This is a genomic window from Miniphocaeibacter massiliensis, assembly GCF_900232905.1.
Classification (GTDB): domain Bacteria; phylum Bacillota; class Clostridia; order Tissierellales; family Peptoniphilaceae; genus Miniphocaeibacter; species Miniphocaeibacter massiliensis.
In genome coordinates, this window is sequence record NZ_OCTQ01000001.1 from 587,363 (window position 1) to 602,283 (window position 14,921).

25 protein-coding genes are annotated in these 14,921 nt (G+C 26.3%); 8 read left to right on the plus strand and 17 right to left on the minus strand.

The features are described 5' to 3' along the window. Positions 1-21 precede the first annotated feature (21 nt). The 3 genes from CS899_RS03065 (at position 22) to CS899_RS10760 (ending at position 1,801) form a co-directional block, all read left to right on the plus strand. Positions 22-285, plus strand: coding sequence for a hypothetical protein (locus CS899_RS03065; RefSeq protein ID WP_099203475.1), 264 nt, complete (start codon positions 22-24; stop codon positions 283-285). Positions 286-790: 505 nt separating this feature from the next. Further along, the gene (locus CS899_RS03070) at positions 791-1,276 is read left to right on the plus strand and encodes a hypothetical protein (RefSeq protein WP_099203476.1); all 486 of its coding nucleotides are present in this window, start codon (positions 791-793) and stop codon (positions 1,274-1,276) included. 60 nt (positions 1,277-1,336) lie between these two features. Then, complete coding sequence (locus tag CS899_RS10760) at positions 1,337-1,801, plus strand: hypothetical protein (protein ID WP_129582276.1); 465 nt, start codon at positions 1,337-1,339, stop codon at positions 1,799-1,801. Positions 1,802-1,840: 39 nt separating this feature from the next. On the opposite strand, the gene CS899_RS03075 is transcribed toward CS899_RS10760, so the two are convergent. The 6 genes from CS899_RS03075 to CS899_RS03100 all read right to left on the minus strand — a co-directional run bounded on the left by CS899_RS03075 (position 1,841) and on the right by CS899_RS03100 (position 4,217). Further along, positions 1,841-2,350: a hypothetical protein gene (locus tag CS899_RS03075; protein WP_099203477.1), complete on the minus strand. Its 510-nt coding sequence runs from the start codon at positions 2,348-2,350 to the stop codon at positions 1,841-1,843. A 107-nt stretch (positions 2,351-2,457) separates the two neighbouring features. Beyond that, positions 2,458-2,682 (minus strand): hypothetical protein, encoded by a 225-nt coding sequence (locus CS899_RS03080; RefSeq protein ID WP_099203478.1) that lies wholly within the window; start codon positions 2,680-2,682, stop codon positions 2,458-2,460. A gap of 9 nt (positions 2,683-2,691) precedes the next feature. Continuing rightward, positions 2,692-3,054: a DUF2513 domain-containing protein gene (locus CS899_RS03085; protein WP_099203479.1), complete on the minus strand. Its 363-nt coding sequence runs from the start codon at positions 3,052-3,054 to the stop codon at positions 2,692-2,694. Between the two features lie 61 nt (positions 3,055-3,115). Continuing rightward, on the minus strand, positions 3,116-3,550 hold the full coding sequence (locus tag CS899_RS03090; RefSeq protein WP_099203480.1) for a cytidine deaminase family protein: 435 nt from the start codon (positions 3,548-3,550) through the stop codon (positions 3,116-3,118). Positions 3,551-3,563: 13 nt separating this feature from the next. Beyond that, on the minus strand, positions 3,564-3,770 hold the full coding sequence (locus CS899_RS03095; protein WP_099203481.1) for a hypothetical protein: 207 nt from the start codon (positions 3,768-3,770) through the stop codon (positions 3,564-3,566). Between the two features lie 30 nt (positions 3,771-3,800). After that, positions 3,801-4,217 (minus strand): GNAT family N-acetyltransferase, encoded by a 417-nt coding sequence (locus CS899_RS03100; protein WP_099203482.1) that lies wholly within the window; start codon positions 4,215-4,217, stop codon positions 3,801-3,803. 71 nt (positions 4,218-4,288) lie between these two features. Here CS899_RS03100 and CS899_RS03105 point away from each other — a divergent pair, with 71 nt between their 5' ends. Next, positions 4,289-5,014: a CPBP family glutamic-type intramembrane protease gene (locus CS899_RS03105; RefSeq protein ID WP_099203483.1), complete on the plus strand. Its 726-nt coding sequence runs from the start codon at positions 4,289-4,291 to the stop codon at positions 5,012-5,014. A 276-nt stretch (positions 5,015-5,290) separates the two neighbouring features. On the opposite strand, the gene CS899_RS03110 is transcribed toward CS899_RS03105, so the two are convergent. Then, positions 5,291-6,043: an alpha/beta fold hydrolase gene (locus tag CS899_RS03110; protein ID WP_099203484.1), complete on the minus strand. Its 753-nt coding sequence runs from the start codon at positions 6,041-6,043 to the stop codon at positions 5,291-5,293. A 96-nt stretch (positions 6,044-6,139) separates the two neighbouring features. Then, the gene (locus tag CS899_RS03115; protein ID WP_099203485.1) at positions 6,140-6,907 is read right to left on the minus strand and encodes a transporter; all 768 of its coding nucleotides are present in this window, start codon (positions 6,905-6,907) and stop codon (positions 6,140-6,142) included. Between the two features lie 291 nt (positions 6,908-7,198). Between CS899_RS03115 and CS899_RS03120 the strand changes: the two genes are divergently transcribed. The 3 genes from CS899_RS03120 to CS899_RS03130 all read left to right on the plus strand — a co-directional run bounded on the left by CS899_RS03120 (position 7,199) and on the right by CS899_RS03130 (position 9,473). Continuing rightward, entirely contained in the window at positions 7,199-8,335 is a 1,137-nt protein-coding gene (locus CS899_RS03120) for a MucBP domain-containing protein (RefSeq protein ID WP_099203486.1), read from the plus strand. Positions 8,336-8,443: 108 nt separating this feature from the next. Next, on the plus strand, positions 8,444-8,734 hold the full coding sequence (locus CS899_RS03125; protein ID WP_099203487.1) for a MerR family transcriptional regulator: 291 nt from the start codon (positions 8,444-8,446) through the stop codon (positions 8,732-8,734). Positions 8,735-8,858: 124 nt separating this feature from the next. Beyond that, positions 8,859-9,473 carry an MBL fold metallo-hydrolase gene (locus CS899_RS03130; RefSeq protein WP_099203488.1) on the plus strand — a complete coding sequence of 205 codons (615 nt, stop codon included), beginning with the start codon at positions 8,859-8,861 and terminating at the stop codon, positions 9,471-9,473. A 90-nt stretch (positions 9,474-9,563) separates the two neighbouring features. On the opposite strand, the gene CS899_RS03135 is transcribed toward CS899_RS03130, so the two are convergent. The 7 genes from CS899_RS03135 to CS899_RS03165 form a co-directional block, all read right to left on the minus strand. Next, positions 9,564-9,863, minus strand: coding sequence for a hypothetical protein (locus CS899_RS03135; RefSeq protein ID WP_099203489.1), 300 nt, complete (start codon positions 9,861-9,863; stop codon positions 9,564-9,566). Positions 9,864-10,009: 146 nt separating this feature from the next. After that, positions 10,010-10,594 (minus strand): helix-turn-helix transcriptional regulator, encoded by a 585-nt coding sequence (locus CS899_RS03140; protein WP_099203490.1) that lies wholly within the window; start codon positions 10,592-10,594, stop codon positions 10,010-10,012. A gap of 259 nt (positions 10,595-10,853) precedes the next feature. Then, entirely contained in the window at positions 10,854-11,507 is a 654-nt protein-coding gene (locus CS899_RS03145; protein WP_099203491.1) for a type 1 glutamine amidotransferase family protein, read from the minus strand. Positions 11,508-11,568: 61 nt separating this feature from the next. Further along, on the minus strand, positions 11,569-12,057 hold the full coding sequence (locus CS899_RS03150; RefSeq protein ID WP_099203492.1) for an AraC family transcriptional regulator: 489 nt from the start codon (positions 12,055-12,057) through the stop codon (positions 11,569-11,571). 27 nt (positions 12,058-12,084) lie between these two features. After that, a complete protein-coding gene (locus CS899_RS03155; RefSeq protein WP_099203493.1) occupies positions 12,085-12,438 on the minus strand; it encodes a helix-turn-helix transcriptional regulator in 354 nt (117 codons plus the stop codon). 15 nt (positions 12,439-12,453) lie between these two features. Then, positions 12,454-12,903: a GNAT family N-acetyltransferase gene (locus CS899_RS03160; RefSeq protein ID WP_099203494.1), complete on the minus strand. Its 450-nt coding sequence runs from the start codon at positions 12,901-12,903 to the stop codon at positions 12,454-12,456. A 133-nt stretch (positions 12,904-13,036) separates the two neighbouring features. Then, positions 13,037-13,513, minus strand: a complete 477-nt coding sequence (locus CS899_RS03165; protein ID WP_164995832.1) for an NUDIX domain-containing protein — start codon at positions 13,511-13,513, stop codon at positions 13,037-13,039. A gap of 73 nt (positions 13,514-13,586) precedes the next feature. Between CS899_RS03165 and CS899_RS03170 the strand changes: the two genes are divergently transcribed. Then, positions 13,587-14,096, plus strand: coding sequence for an NUDIX hydrolase (locus tag CS899_RS03170; RefSeq protein WP_207204726.1), 510 nt, complete (start codon positions 13,587-13,589; stop codon positions 14,094-14,096). A 145-nt stretch (positions 14,097-14,241) separates the two neighbouring features. Here the strand turns inward: CS899_RS03170 and CS899_RS03175 are convergent, their stop codons facing one another. Continuing rightward, the gene (locus CS899_RS03175) at positions 14,242-14,445 is read right to left on the minus strand and encodes a helix-turn-helix transcriptional regulator (protein WP_099203496.1); all 204 of its coding nucleotides are present in this window, start codon (positions 14,443-14,445) and stop codon (positions 14,242-14,244) included. Between the two features lies 1 nt (position 14,446). After that, the gene (locus CS899_RS03180; protein WP_099203497.1) at positions 14,447-14,887 is read right to left on the minus strand and encodes a hypothetical protein; all 441 of its coding nucleotides are present in this window, start codon (positions 14,885-14,887) and stop codon (positions 14,447-14,449) included. Positions 14,888-14,921 lie beyond the last annotated feature (34 nt).

Here is a 14,921-nt window from a genome sequence, read left to right on the forward strand (position 1 = left end):
TTATTTTCTAAAAAGAAAAAAATGTATGCTCTTTGTAAAACTTCAGTAATTTTAGAATTAATGCAACAATGTGTAAATATTAATGCTCCTATCCTAAATCTTGTATTTAAATACAATAATATTAAATATCATATAAATATTCCTAGTGACTATGATGGTAAGGAATATTTTGATACTACTTTTCCCCTAGACAATCAAGAGTTTTCAACTTTAGAATCTTTCAAAGAAAATGCACTGCTTAATATGGCTAAATTTCTAGATTACAAGATGAAATTGAAATTTTAGAAGTTGATGAAATGCCAACAAGTAATGTAACACTTTTAGAACAATACTTAGTAGAATATTAATAGTTTTACTTTAATATAAAACTTATATTTTAAAGAAATAAATATCATAAAATAAAATTAGATATTTGTTCTTTTTTATTGCAATATTTTTATATAATATGTAAAATTATCACTTAGTTTCAAATACTTGTAACAAATGGCTACTTAAAATTGTATATATTAGTGTAGCCGATTATTTTACATTCTACCGCTACTTTAACTATACTTCCTTCTCGGTTATTAACTAAATTAAATCTTACAATTATTTAACTTAGTATAGTTAAAGTAGCTTTTTTGTTTAAATTTAAATAATAAAATATTATTACAAATAAATAACAAATATTAAGATATTTCAACAATTAAAAAATAGTCTATAAATCAAAAAATTAATGCTATAATAAATATAGAAATTGGACTTCTTCTTTAAAGAGGTTAACCTATATTAAAAATTGGAGGAATAAAAAATGAAAAGTAAAAAAATAATAGCAATAGCACTAACACTAACACTTGTCGTAGGGCTAACAGCTTGTAACAAAGATAAAAAAAATGAAACCAAAGAACCCACAAAAATAGTTGATGAAACTAAACCAACAGAAACAACAGCACCAACATCATCTACACAAGAAACAACAACACCAGTAACACCACAAATACAAGTAGACCTTACAAAAGTAGAAGATGAATTAGAAAGAGAAGTAAAAGGAAACGAAAGTTACGCAGAAATAAGAGACTTTGATGTAGATGTAGAAAATGGAAATATTGAAATAGAAATAGAAGTAGAACAAGGACTAAGTCAAGGTGACGCAGAACAAGTAGCAAATACAATATATGACAAACTAAACGAAATAATAAAAAAATATAACACAACAATGACAACTAACTATCCTGCACATATAGAAGTAGAAGAAGACGGAACAGATACAATACTATTCCAAAAATTATACCAATAAAAGAATCCTACACAAAAGTGTAGGATTTTTAAAAACAAAAAGAAAGAAAAGAGGTAAAAAGTGAAAAATAAAAAAACGCTAATACTAGTACTAGTACTATCACTTTCATTTACAATAACATCATGTAAAGACAAAAAAGAAGAAACAACATCCCCAACTGAACCAACAGTAATAGAAACACAAGCACCAGAAACAACAAAGCCAAAACCAAAAATAACAACATTTAAAACAGAAAAAATAGAAATAGAAAGTATTGAAAAAGAATTACAAAACAAAGAAAAATTTGCAGCAATAAAAAACCTTCAAATAACAGATGAATCTACTGCTGATATAACAATAATAGCTGCAGTAAAAAAAGGAACAACAAAAGAAAAAGCAGACGAACTAACAACAAGAATAGCCGACCAAATATCAGACCTAAATATACAAGAAGAATACACACTAACAATAAAAATAGTAGAAGATACTAAAGAAAAAACAGAAATAACTACACATGAATCAGGGAGTGTAATAGCAGAACAATAGAATAGTTGGAAACAAAAAAAGACTACATTGTAGTCTTTTTTATTGATTATAAAAGAATTGTTCCAAATCTCTTTGCCCATTCTTCATTATAAATTTATAAACAATATCTAACTTATTTAAATTAATATTACAATATTTAATTACGGATTTTTTCATTTTCTTCTTTTCTAATATATCTATTCTTAATTTCAAAAATATGTTCTCATATAAGTTATATACTGCTAAACCATAAAATACTGGTAATAATACTATTAATAGAAATATTGGCAAAATAAACTCTTTTAGTGTTTCTATGCTAAAAAAATCATTTGGATTTTTTACAATATTATTTACTACTAAAAATATTACAGCAACTCCAAAAGTTATTGTTACAAGCTTATAAAATTTTCTTATACTAAGAAACTCTTCCTTGGTATCAGCTGTAATTAATGACAAAATTAGCATCATTAATAAGCCAACACCTATTTCTACAAATATATTAAATGTCCAAAAACTAAATACAAATTCAATAATAACTATAAATTTAAATTTGTCCTTTATTAAACTCACAAAAAACTTTATATTTCTAGCCTCATAAATAATCTTTCCAATTAAAGAAAAACATATAATTGCTACCCATTTAATGGTTTCTCCTAAAAATGATACATCCCAATACCCTAATTTATTAAAAAATAAAGTGCTATAATTAAATACATAATAATTATAAAAATTAAAGTTATTATTTTTTTATGCAAAAATTCCCTTACTATTTCAACTAAACTTCTTAATATCTTTAATCTGTTTTCACTAGGAGCAAACATCATTACCATTAATATAATAAAAACAATAATTATAATTCCAGCCAATTCCCTATTATCAAAAATATTTATAACTTTACCCAATACTAATCCTTAAATCATCTCTGAAATAATTTTACCAGCTACTTTAGGTATAATTTCCATTGTTAATTCTAATCCTTTTTCTTTAATAGTAGACTTAGTCTTATTCCACACATTCTCATTTTTTATCTTATCTAAATACTCATGTCCTTCCCAAGTTAATTTTCCTACAAAAAAATAACCCAATTCATTATCATAAACTCTAGGATTATAATATGATAATAAATTTACATTATACATTAAATCACAATGGTATCCTATTGTTTTCATATCATATCCTTCTATTTTTATATTATCATAACTTAATGCTGTATCAATATACTCTTTTTCGATTTTAAACAAAATTTTTCTAACAAGTTCCATGTCCCTTTTCATATTTTCACCTCATTATTAGGCTATTACACAAATACTAATTTTGCAAATGAAAAAAGACAGCCTATACTGTCTTATTGTTTTTATACCTTTTCTCTCTCCACCATATTGGCAATAGTTCTTTTAATTTTAATGTTTTTCTTTTTTCATAGTCTATTAATATTTCTGTTTCTTTATTCTTCTCGTTTAGTTGCATTAAAAATTCTCTACAAGCTCCACAAGGTATATTGTCCTCCCCCTCTTTTGGTGGTACATCTCTAAATGCTATTAATCTTTTTATTGTAGTTTCACCTGTTTCCATATAAGCTTTTAAAATTGCTACTCTTTCTGCACAAAGATCCATAACTCCGCAAGCACTTTCTATACAAAATCCTGTGTATATCCTTCCATCTTCCATTTCTACCGCAGAAACTACATGATGTGCATATATAAATGGTGAAACTTCATTAGGGTTGTACTCTTCTTTAGCTTGTAAATACAATTTTTCCCAAATATCCATTTTCTTCTCCAATTTATATTATTAAAAACGCATTTGCCATGCTATATGTTAGTACTACTGCTAAAAAAGCAAACATAATAACTAAAAATGTTATATTTATTATATTTGTAAGGCTCTTTGACTCTGCTTTTTCTGACAAGCTAGTCATTAAAAAGTATATTAACGCTCCAATTACAGAACAAGTTAACACTAGTATTAAACTACTTTTTACTTTTCTCATTTCTACCTCTTTCTGACCTCTTATGTGTTTTTAAATTTCTTTTTCCATATCTATGTGAGGACACCACTGGTCGAAGTACTCTTCTCCTACACTTATGTATCCACATTTTTTGTAAAACTCTTCTACTGGCTTTTGAGCTGACAACACTAGTTTTTTTGCTCCTAGCTCTTTGGCTTTTTCTTCAACTGCAAGTATTATTTTCTTGCCCAAACCAAACTTCCTATAATCTTTTAATATAGCCACTCTTCCAATATGATACTCTTCAAAATTTTCTTCGCTATTAAAAATTCTAGCTGTTCCAACTGGTATATTTTCGTAAAAATATAGTAAATGTATACAATTTTGGTCTACATCGTCAAACTCGTCTGCAAATTTTTGCTCTTTTACAAAAACTTCTTCTCTTATGTGTTTAATATCGTTGTTTAATTTATTATAAAATTTGTACATTTTTTCTCCTTTAATTTGTGTATTGCTTTAATATATCATATTATATAAATATTAAAAAGAAAGGAGATATCATGAAATATATTTCAATAAATGATGACTTGAATTTAGAAGATACTAAACGTGCTATATCACAAGTAAATAGAGCTAATTTGTTATTCTTGATTTACTGTATTGCATACTGTGCAGTACCATTTATTTACTTTTTAATAGTAAATATTATGAATTTTACTGATATTGAAGATGGGTTTACAACATTATTTATATCTATTATTATTGTAAATCTTATAATTATTTTAATTACCTTTTCATTTGTAGTATATTTTGATAAAGAAAAACTACAATATATAGGACTTACTATTAAAAATCTTTTTAAAAGTTTGTTACTTGGATTAGTAGGGACTAGCATTTTTCTATTACTTTCTTATTTAATAACTGGTGAAATGTACTTTGATATGTCAACGGGTGGATTCTTCTATATTTCGCCATTTTTAGCAAGTGCTATATCAAGTGAGTTAGTTTTTAGAGGATATATACAAACAAGACTTAGCATTATAATGAAATGGAAATTTTTAATAATCATATTTTCTGGAATCCTGTTTATATTTACAAAAATTCCTTTAATCATGATCCTACGCTTAGATGCTCAATTAGTTATAATATATGCTTTTTCTAATTTTTTAATACATATTTTTAACTCCATTGTATTAGATAAAACAAAGTGTATATACGGTCCTATTATACTAAATTTTGTGTTTTCATTTACAATATTTTTCACATTTTGGTTTAGAAATTTATAAGCTTTAATTGTTCCTTTTGTATAGATATTGTCTAATATATGTACATTTATTTTATTCATTAATATGCACTATCCTTTTATATGGGTTATATCTGGAACTTTTTCCTAGCCATACTTACAGTTCCATATATCATTGCTCTCGCACTACTACATTTTCTATGTGATTTTGTTCATAGAAAAACAAACAATTTATATGGTTCAATAGTGCTACACTTTGTTTATAATACACTACTTGCAACTATTGTTTTAAATTAAAAGCAGGGTTTCCCCTGCTTTTTTATTTTACTAAAAACTCTGTTATAATATTTGCACATTCTTTTGCATTGGATAAAATAGCAGGATGCCCTCCTTTTTCAAAGTAATGTACCTGTACATTTTCTAATATTTGTTTTAATTCTTCAAACTTTTTTGTTGTGTTTTTTGAAAGCATTTCATCTTCTAGACTAATTGTAAATAAAACTGGAATTTGTAAATTTTCTATTGGTTTTACAAATAGTTTTCTTTTATTTTCATAAAGCTTTACAAGAGCTTTAGTATCTAAATCTACAACTTTTTTCCAGTCTTTCCCTTGGTTGTATTCATAATATTTTCTTGCAAAAAAACTATTTTTTGCACTTTCTCTTTCTCTTAAAATATAATCTGAAAAACCGTCTTTTAATTTTCTACCTTCAAAACTATCTGCCACTACCCTTTCTATTAAATTTGGTTCCAGTAATGCAACATTAATAGCTGTAAAAGCTCCTCCACTAGTCCCTACTAAAGAAACTTTTCCTATACCTAAATGTTTTATTAATTCAACTACTTGTTTAGCTTGCCAAATCCAAATATCTGTTGGTATCTCTTTTACCCTATCTGATTTTCCATTTCCCAAGAAATCTATTAATATAACTTTAAAGTTCTTTTTATAAACTGAAAGTACCATATTAAACATTTTTGATGATGCTGTATTTCCATGTAAAAATATTACAGGTTTTCCTTTTCCAACTTCTTTGTAATATATATTTTTATTCTCAAATTTAAAATATGTCATTTTTGCCTCCTAATTTTTATTTTTTATTAGCAAGGCTTCCCCTCGCACTAAGCGAGTATTATATTCCCATATTATCTCCTTTAGTTGAATAAATTTTTAAAACTCTTCTTTTTCTACTCTATCTGCAGCAATTATTTGAGAGTTTTCTACTCTAACTGTTTTTGCTATTGATCTGTTATTTGTTACGTATATTTCTACGTTTAATCTATCTGCTTTTTCAAATATTAATTTTTGTCTTTCGTTTAATTTAATTACTAATCTATTTCTATCATCTTCTATGTAGTCATAAAATACAAATGACAAAAGTTTAAAGTCTTTTGTTGTCCAATTTCCTTGTAAAACTATTGAAGATATACCAGTTATGCCATTTTCTGTACTATTCGGAACCATTCTCTTTGACATTTTTTCTAAATAATTCGGTTTATCATACTGTTGAAAACCTATTTGTATATTTTCGTTTTCAAAAAATGGTAAGTACAGGTTTGTCCAAGGCTGAGTTATTGTAAAAAGTCCAAAAATTTTAAAACTAACTTTTTCTTCTTCTATACTATCTATTTTAAGTTCTTCCAATTTCTTTTTTATTTCTTTAAGCTTTGGAATATCTAACATAATACAAGTACATCCTTTATAATTGTCGTTGTATAAGTCTACCCACTCTTTTCTCCAACCGCTATCATCTTCTTGTAATATATTTACAAATTCTAAATACTCTTTTCCTATAAATAAATTGCTTACTTTAAATCCCTTTGTTTTTTTCCCTTTTTCTGGAGCATATAAAAGTCCAGTATCTTTTATTTGATTTATAATTTCTGTATCTTTTTGGTATTTTTCATTTATATTAAATATAACGTGATCTATTCTCATTTTATCCCCTTATTATTAATTCCAATTTTTTATATATTTCACTTAACATTTTAATTATATACCAATAATTTTAATAAATTGTTACAATATTGTTAAAATTTGGTATTATGTTTTAAATCAAATCATATCAATAAAAAATATTGTTTTTTTCTTATAATGAAATTTATATTACTTGTATTTTTAATTATATCTTCTCTGGATAATATATTATGTTATAATATATTATGATTGTGCATGATAAAATATTATTTATTAAATTTAATGCACATAGTATAATAAGGAGGTTATTAAATGAAGTTAATTAAGACAAAAAAAGTTCTTTCACTAATTTGTGCTGGTGCATTAATTTGGGGATCAACTTTCAGCGATGTAGTTTCTGCAAATGAAACTGAAGAAGTTCCACCAGTAACTACTGAAGAAGCAGAAGCTACAGATGCACCAACTGAAGCTCCAGCTAAAGAAACTGAGGCTTCTACTGAAGAAACTGAAGCTCCAGCTAAAGAAACTGAGGCTTCTACTGAAGAAACTGAGGCTCCAGCTAAAGAAACTGAGGCTTCTACTGAAGAAACTGATAAAACAACTGTAATGTTTAACTACATTGTTCAAAAAGAAGATGGTTCTTTAGTAAATGCTTATGAAATTGGTAAATCAGGAGTTGTCGGTGAAAAATTAACATTTTTTGTTGAGCCAACAGAAGTTGAGATTATTTCTGTTAAAGGTGGAGACTTTGCATATAACAGTGCAAATAACACTATAACTGGTACTGTTTCAAAAGACTTACAAGTTGATATAGTTGTAAAACTTTTAAAAGCGCCTAGAATAACAGCTATAATTAAATTTGTTGATGAAGAAGGAAACCCTGTAATAGGAGCTCCTGGTATTAGAGAATATGGAGAAGCTGGTGAAGTTAAAGACTTCAAAGCTCCAAAAGTTGCAGGATACAAGTATACTGGTCCAGAAACAATAACAATGCCTGACAAAGATGGAGATACTATTACTCTTACTTATGAGCGTATTCCTCTTACATTAACAGTTGTTTATGTAGATGAAAATGGAAAGACATTAAAGACTAGTGATTCTTTCGATGGTAAAATTGGTGATACTGGAATGCTTAAACTTCCTCCAATAAAAGGATACAAATATATTGGTAAAGAAGGAACAGCTTCAACTACTCCAGGATATGAAGTAGAAATACCTTATACTTTCGGTTCATCTGACGACACATATACAGCTGTATATGCTCCTTCAACAGGAAAAACAACTAGTAATGAAAAAACTAAATTAGAGCCTGAGAAAAAAGAAACTAAGAAAAAAGAAACTGAAAAGAAACTACCTAAAACAGGTACAACTGAAAACTACATGTCAATTATTGGTGTAGGAATATTAGTTGCAGGAGCTATTCTTTATACAACAAAAAAAGAAGCTTAAACTAATAAATAAAAAAACCAGAGAATATTAATTCCTCTGGTTTTTTTATTTTGTCTATTGACCTTGTACTCAACTCCAATGTTATACTAACAAAAAAGGAGGAATAACATGTGGAGTAAAAAAGAATTTTCATCCCTTACAAATACAACACCAGAAACACTAAGGTACTACGAAAAAATAGGTTTAATATTGCCAAAAAGAAAAGAAAATAATTATAGAGTTTATGGTGAAGAAGAATATACAAAGATAAAATATATAAAAGTTTTACAATACGCTAACTTTTCCCTAGAAGAAATAGAAGAACTACTGCAACTATCTAATAAAGAATTTAGTGAAGATTGTAAAAACAACACTACCAAAATATTCGAGCAAAAGGTAAAATATACACATATATACTAAAAACAGTGCAAAAATTCATGGAAAAACGTTCAATAGCTTTAGAAAATCCAACCCCTAATATTAACGAATTTACAGATGATATGGTAAATAAAATATTTGAGTTTTTGTTAGAAAGAGGAATTTAATGAAACAACAAACTTATAAAAACCTACACACACTAACATTTCCCTTAATGCTATTTACAAATGTGTATATATGGGAAGATAAAGATAAATTAATATTAATAGACACATCCTTGAAAAATTGTAGCAATAAAATTGTTAAATATATTCAAAATATAAATAAGCCACTAACAGATATAATTCTAACCCATGCACACGATGATCATATTGGTGGACTTTATAGAATAAAAAACAAATATCCTAATGCAAAAATTCATATTGGTAAAAATGAAGAAGAACTTTATAAAAAACAGTGTTTGAAAAAAATTAACGAAACACTAAAATATAATATTTTGTCAGAAAATAACAAAATTTCTTCGCTAGAAATTATAGAAACTCCAGGGCATACAAAAGGCTCTATCTCTCTTTACAACACGGACTATAAAATACTAATAGCTGGAGATCACTTTCATAGTAAAAGTGAACTTACAATATCTGGAGATACTAGAATATTTTTCCCATTCCCTAGTACTGCCACTGAAGACTTAAAAGAATCTATTAAATCAACAGAGAAATTAAAAGACTACATAATAGATAAAATGTATTGTGACACGGAAAAGAAACTCAAAATTAGATAATTTAATTAACCGAGCAAATAAAAAATTACACTAGTAACTAACAAATTAAAGTTAAATAAAAAAACTGTTTTTTAAAATAACTGTTTTTTTCTAATATTTTTTTACAAATGAAGAAGTTAACATATTACAAGTCTTAAGCTGAATCATAGAATAAAATTTCTTTGCATATTCATTACCAGTTCCAGCCTTAACTCCATTACGTGCATCTTCATAAGATTCCCAAGTAACAAAATCTGTCCAAATATCATCTTGAATATACTGTTCCCAAGAAACAAATCCCTTTGCTTTAGATAATACATTGTCATATAACTTTTTTGTTGCTTCTATAAACTCTTTCTTAGATACTTTCTCTTTTAATTTAAAAGATATAATCCATACTGCTTTTGACATAATTTTCTCCCTTTTTATATAGTTTAGAACACATTATATATTATATATTATTTTTGCAATATTATAAAACTTCTAATTATATAATAGATCAAATTATATTCATATTAAATTTTCTTTTAGTATAAAAATAATAACTCTAATATTTTTTAAGCAAATTTATCTAATAACATCATCATTAAATATCCTACTGCAAAACCTATTACTGAAAAAATTACTCCTTGAAATATTTTTTGATAAATTCTTTTTCCCTTTTCTGTAGCTTTCTGTATTTCGTCAAGTCTTTCTCCATCCATAAAAGCAACTATTTCTTTATAGCTTTGAATATCCTCTTGTTTTTTTATCTTTTCAATCTTAATTGCTGGAATAAAACAAATAACTGCTATAACTAACCAAATACAAAACCCAATCCATTTAAAATAATAAAATAGTGGAGCAATCGATAAAAGCATTACTATAAAGCAAACTGTATAAATAACACTTAGTTTTTGTAGTCTAGTAACAACACTTTCATCTACTATTTTCCTAATTTCTTCAATATCTCCTTTAATAAGTTCATCTATAGAAATTTCAAACAAAGAGCTTAAAAGTATAAGATTATTTACATCAGGATAACTTTTACCAGTTTCCCAATTAGAAATAGTCTGCCTAGTAACATATAACTTATCTCCTAACTCATCTTGAGATAAAGAAAGTCTCTTTCTATGACTTTTAATTTGATTTTCTAAATTCATATATTCACCCCCTAGTCTAACTTTAAAAGATAAATTATAAATTATCTATCAAAAGTCTTTTGAAAATGACATTTTCTCTTGCAAAAACTTTTTGTCATTTCCTTTAAACCTTCTAAAATATAGATTTTATTTTACAAAAGAATTAGATATTATATAAAACTTATCTTGACTTGGTAGCTGTTTCTTTTCCATTTTTTAAAGATATCATCAAATTTTCTTATTAAATTATTTTTTAATTTTTCAAAGCTCAACTAAATTATTAAAATGTTGATTTTAATTTTTTAATGATTCCTTTGGAAATACAATAAACCTCTCCACTAATATCAATACCATCTTCTATTCTAATTGCCACCTCATCAATAGCCATATAAATATCAATTTCATTTGATAATGGTAGTAATTCTTCTAATAGTTGAGTATCATTAATAGACTGATTTTCTTTAGTGCAAAAATATATACTATCCATTCCTATACCAGAAATTATTGAACTTTTACTAACATTCTGGCTTGTATTTTTTGAGCTTAGCCACTTTGATGACATATTCATTGCACCAGCACTTGCTCCCATAATAATAGCATCACTAACTTTTATAGAATCTATAAGATTATATTCTATTAAAAAATCATTTTGTAAACTAGGATATCCACCACATAAAAATATTACAGATGCGTTTTTTATAATTTCATTAGTCTTATTTTTATCACTTTTATAATTGATTATTTCATATTCATCAAAAAATATATTCCCTTTATTGAACCATGACTTTGCAAGTAAATCACTTTCAAAAGGATCACTTGGACTACCACTAATCATAACCAGTAATTTCCTTAAACTAATATCATCATTTAATTTTTTAATAACACAATCTGGAAATCCTTCACTAAACCAACTAAAATAATAATGAATACTCACTTAAAACACCTCAGTTTTATTAAAAATATAACTTATAATACTTTCTGAAATTTTTCACTACCTATTCTATTGGAATATAAATATCAGTTAGGCTTGTATTCTTCAAATTTCTTGGCGGTTCTGTTACATACAATTCAAACGGGAAATTGTCCCTTGGTTTTTCTTTTGAATCTTTAAATAACCAATCTTGATAAGCATACTCCCAAGCCTTTTCATATTCATTTAGTTTTATATCATAGTGTAAAACACCATATTTCCCTGCAAATTCCATTGAGCATATTCTTCCCTCTTCAGTAACTTTTGCACTTTTTGGAATAGTCATAGCAACACTCATTTTTAAATTCTTTTGGTCTGTAATAAAATGATTATCATGATATATTGTTAAAACCTTTGTTTTTCCTTCAACTATTAGATCGTTATTTTTGGCAAAATCAAATAATTCCTTAAACATCTTTTTACTTTCTTTCCTAAAAGCTACATAGGTTCCTTTAAAACGAATATAAATAACTTTCATTTCTATATTTTCTATTGTTACATTTGGTTTATTCATATCATTACCTCCTAAAAAAATGATATACTACACACTAGTTTTGTGCATGTCATTTCTTGCTATTCTAAATTTTGAAGGAGATATCTTATAATATTTTTTGAACGCCTTGCTATAACTGCTAGAATCACTATACCCATACCTCCCAGCAATTTCTGTAATATTAATATCTTTTCTAACCAATAAATATATAGCAGAACGTTCCATCTTTGTTCTTACAATAAACTGTTTTATTGTTTCATCACTATACTTACTAAAAATTCGATGAAAATGAAACTTTGACATATTAATATTTTCAGCCAAATCTTCAAGTGTAATATTTTTGTTTAAATTAGAATTTATAAAGTCTTCTGTTTTATTTATTAATCTAATATATTCTTCCATGCTAACCTCGTGTAACTAAATATTTTTTTCGTAAATATAACCTATCATACCACTTTTTTTATCTTCTAATTCTCCTACTTTAATATAGCCAAGAGATTCATAAAAACTATGCAAATGATAATTTTCACTAGGAGTATCTAACTTCCACTTTTTTACCTTAGGATATTCTTTCTCAATCATTGACATTACTTTTTTACCGTATCCTTTGTGTTGATACTTTGGATCAATAAAAATTGCTCCTATCTCTCCCTTTTTACCAATAGCAGCTACAAAAACCCCTCCTATTTCTTCATCGTCAACTAAAATAACTTTCCCAAACATTAATGGTGGAAAAAAAGTTTCATTTTTCGTTTTAAGAAGTGGAGGATAAACTCCATACTTTTCATAATCAGGTTGAAAAGCTCTCTTAGCTATATTGTAAAGTCTTGGGATATCTTTCTTTTTCATCTTTCTAAAATTAATCATTTTATCCTCCTAATTTAAATTGAAATATTAATTTAAAAATTTTTCCCTAATATTTTTTCATAATAATTTTGAGTTAATAAAGAAATAATCCATAATAAAATCACAGTTATATTTTTCTTCAATGTTTCCTCTTTTATTTGTTCACTCTTACTAAGCTACTCCCTAAATCTATTATGTTATTAGCTTGCACAAGTTCCAAAAAACTTTCTCCAATACATTTTGGAAGTATCTTCATATTTTTAATCTCTTCTAAATCTATCCACTCCATTGCAATTTGAAGTGAATCTACTTCTGTTGGATTTACAGTATTTTCACTTTTTAAGTAAGCTCTAAAAATATGATAAATTTTGTGTGCATAATTTGGATGATTAACTCTTATATATTCATCTAAACAAATAATTTCACATATTCCAACAAATTTATCTATACAAATACTATAGCCTGTTTCTTCCAAACATTCTCTTTTAACAGCTTCTACCATAGTTTCGTACTGATTTTGTCCTCCCCCTGGCAAAGTATAATACTCTCCTAATATTGGATTGTCATATTTTAATAGCAATACTTTATTTTTATTTATTATAATAGCTTTTGCTGCATTTCTTATAGTCATACTTTCTCCCCCAAACATATTTCTCAATATAGTATATACTATAATCTAACATTAATTTATAGAGAGGTGTAAAATGATAGAAAAGTTTTCAATACCATGTGCTGGTGCAATAATTGAAAAAGAAATAAATAACAACTTATATATCCTTATGCAAGAAAGGCATAAAGAAAATAAACCTCAAGAACTAGGACTTTTAGAAATACCTGCTGGTAAAATAAGAGAAAATGAAAATATTTTTGACTGTATAAAAAGAGAAATTAAAGAAGAAACTGGACTAAACATTGTTGATGTAAAAGGCAAGGAGAATTCCTCTATATATAGGAATAATGGTTATGAAGTAATAGACTTTTCTCCATATCACTGTACTCAAAACTTAATAGGAAATTATCCTGTTATATTAATGGTATTTATCTGCCAAACAACTGGCAAGTTATTATCTTCTTCAAATGAATCAAAAAACTATAAATGGATTTCAATAGCAGAACTTAAAACTTTAGTTGAAAAAACCCCTGAAAAAATTTATCCTATGGATTTAGCCTTGCTACATAAATTTATTAATGATAAAAGTTATAATAATCTCTAAATATTAAATATATATATTATCGCAAAGTAAAAGCCTTTGATAGAAAAAATACAATACTGTGATACTCTTTCTAAAAGGAGATGTTAATATATGGAATTTAATAAAAATTAAACAGAGCTAATAAAAAATTAGCTCTGTTTAATTTTTAATCTACAAACTCAAAAACATCTTCAACTTTTACATTAAATATCTTAGCAATATCCATGGCCAGCTTTAAAGAAGGATTGTATTTCCCTTTTTCAAGCCTAGAAATAGTTTCTCTTCTAACTCCAACTATAAGTCCTAGTTCTTCTTGGCTCATGCCTAAATTTTCTCTGTAATATTTAATTTTAGTTATTAATTCACTCATATTAGATATCTTTCTTTTCTAAATACAAATAAATTCCATCTTTAATAGCGGAAAACATCAACACAAAAGACATAATAAAATCAACACCTACAGTTATAGTACCACCATTAATCATAGCCACAAATAATGCTATTATTGCTAATATTACAAAAACAACTACTGCATAACTCGTTGCTTTTGCTTCGTATTCTCGTGTTAATTCATCTTCAAAAACTTTATTTCTAGTTGTTTCCATTCTTGCAAAATATACAAACATTACTATAACATAAGCAAAAGTAAATACTATACTTATTACAGAAATAAGCATGTGTATAGCAAAATATCTATCATCTTTCATAAAATAGTAATCACTAATATTCTTTAATATAATAAAAAATATTACAACACTAACAAAAATAATATTAATAAATTTATACCTACTAACTGATAACTCTTTCTTCATAATAACCTCCATGTGATATATTTGTATCTTATGT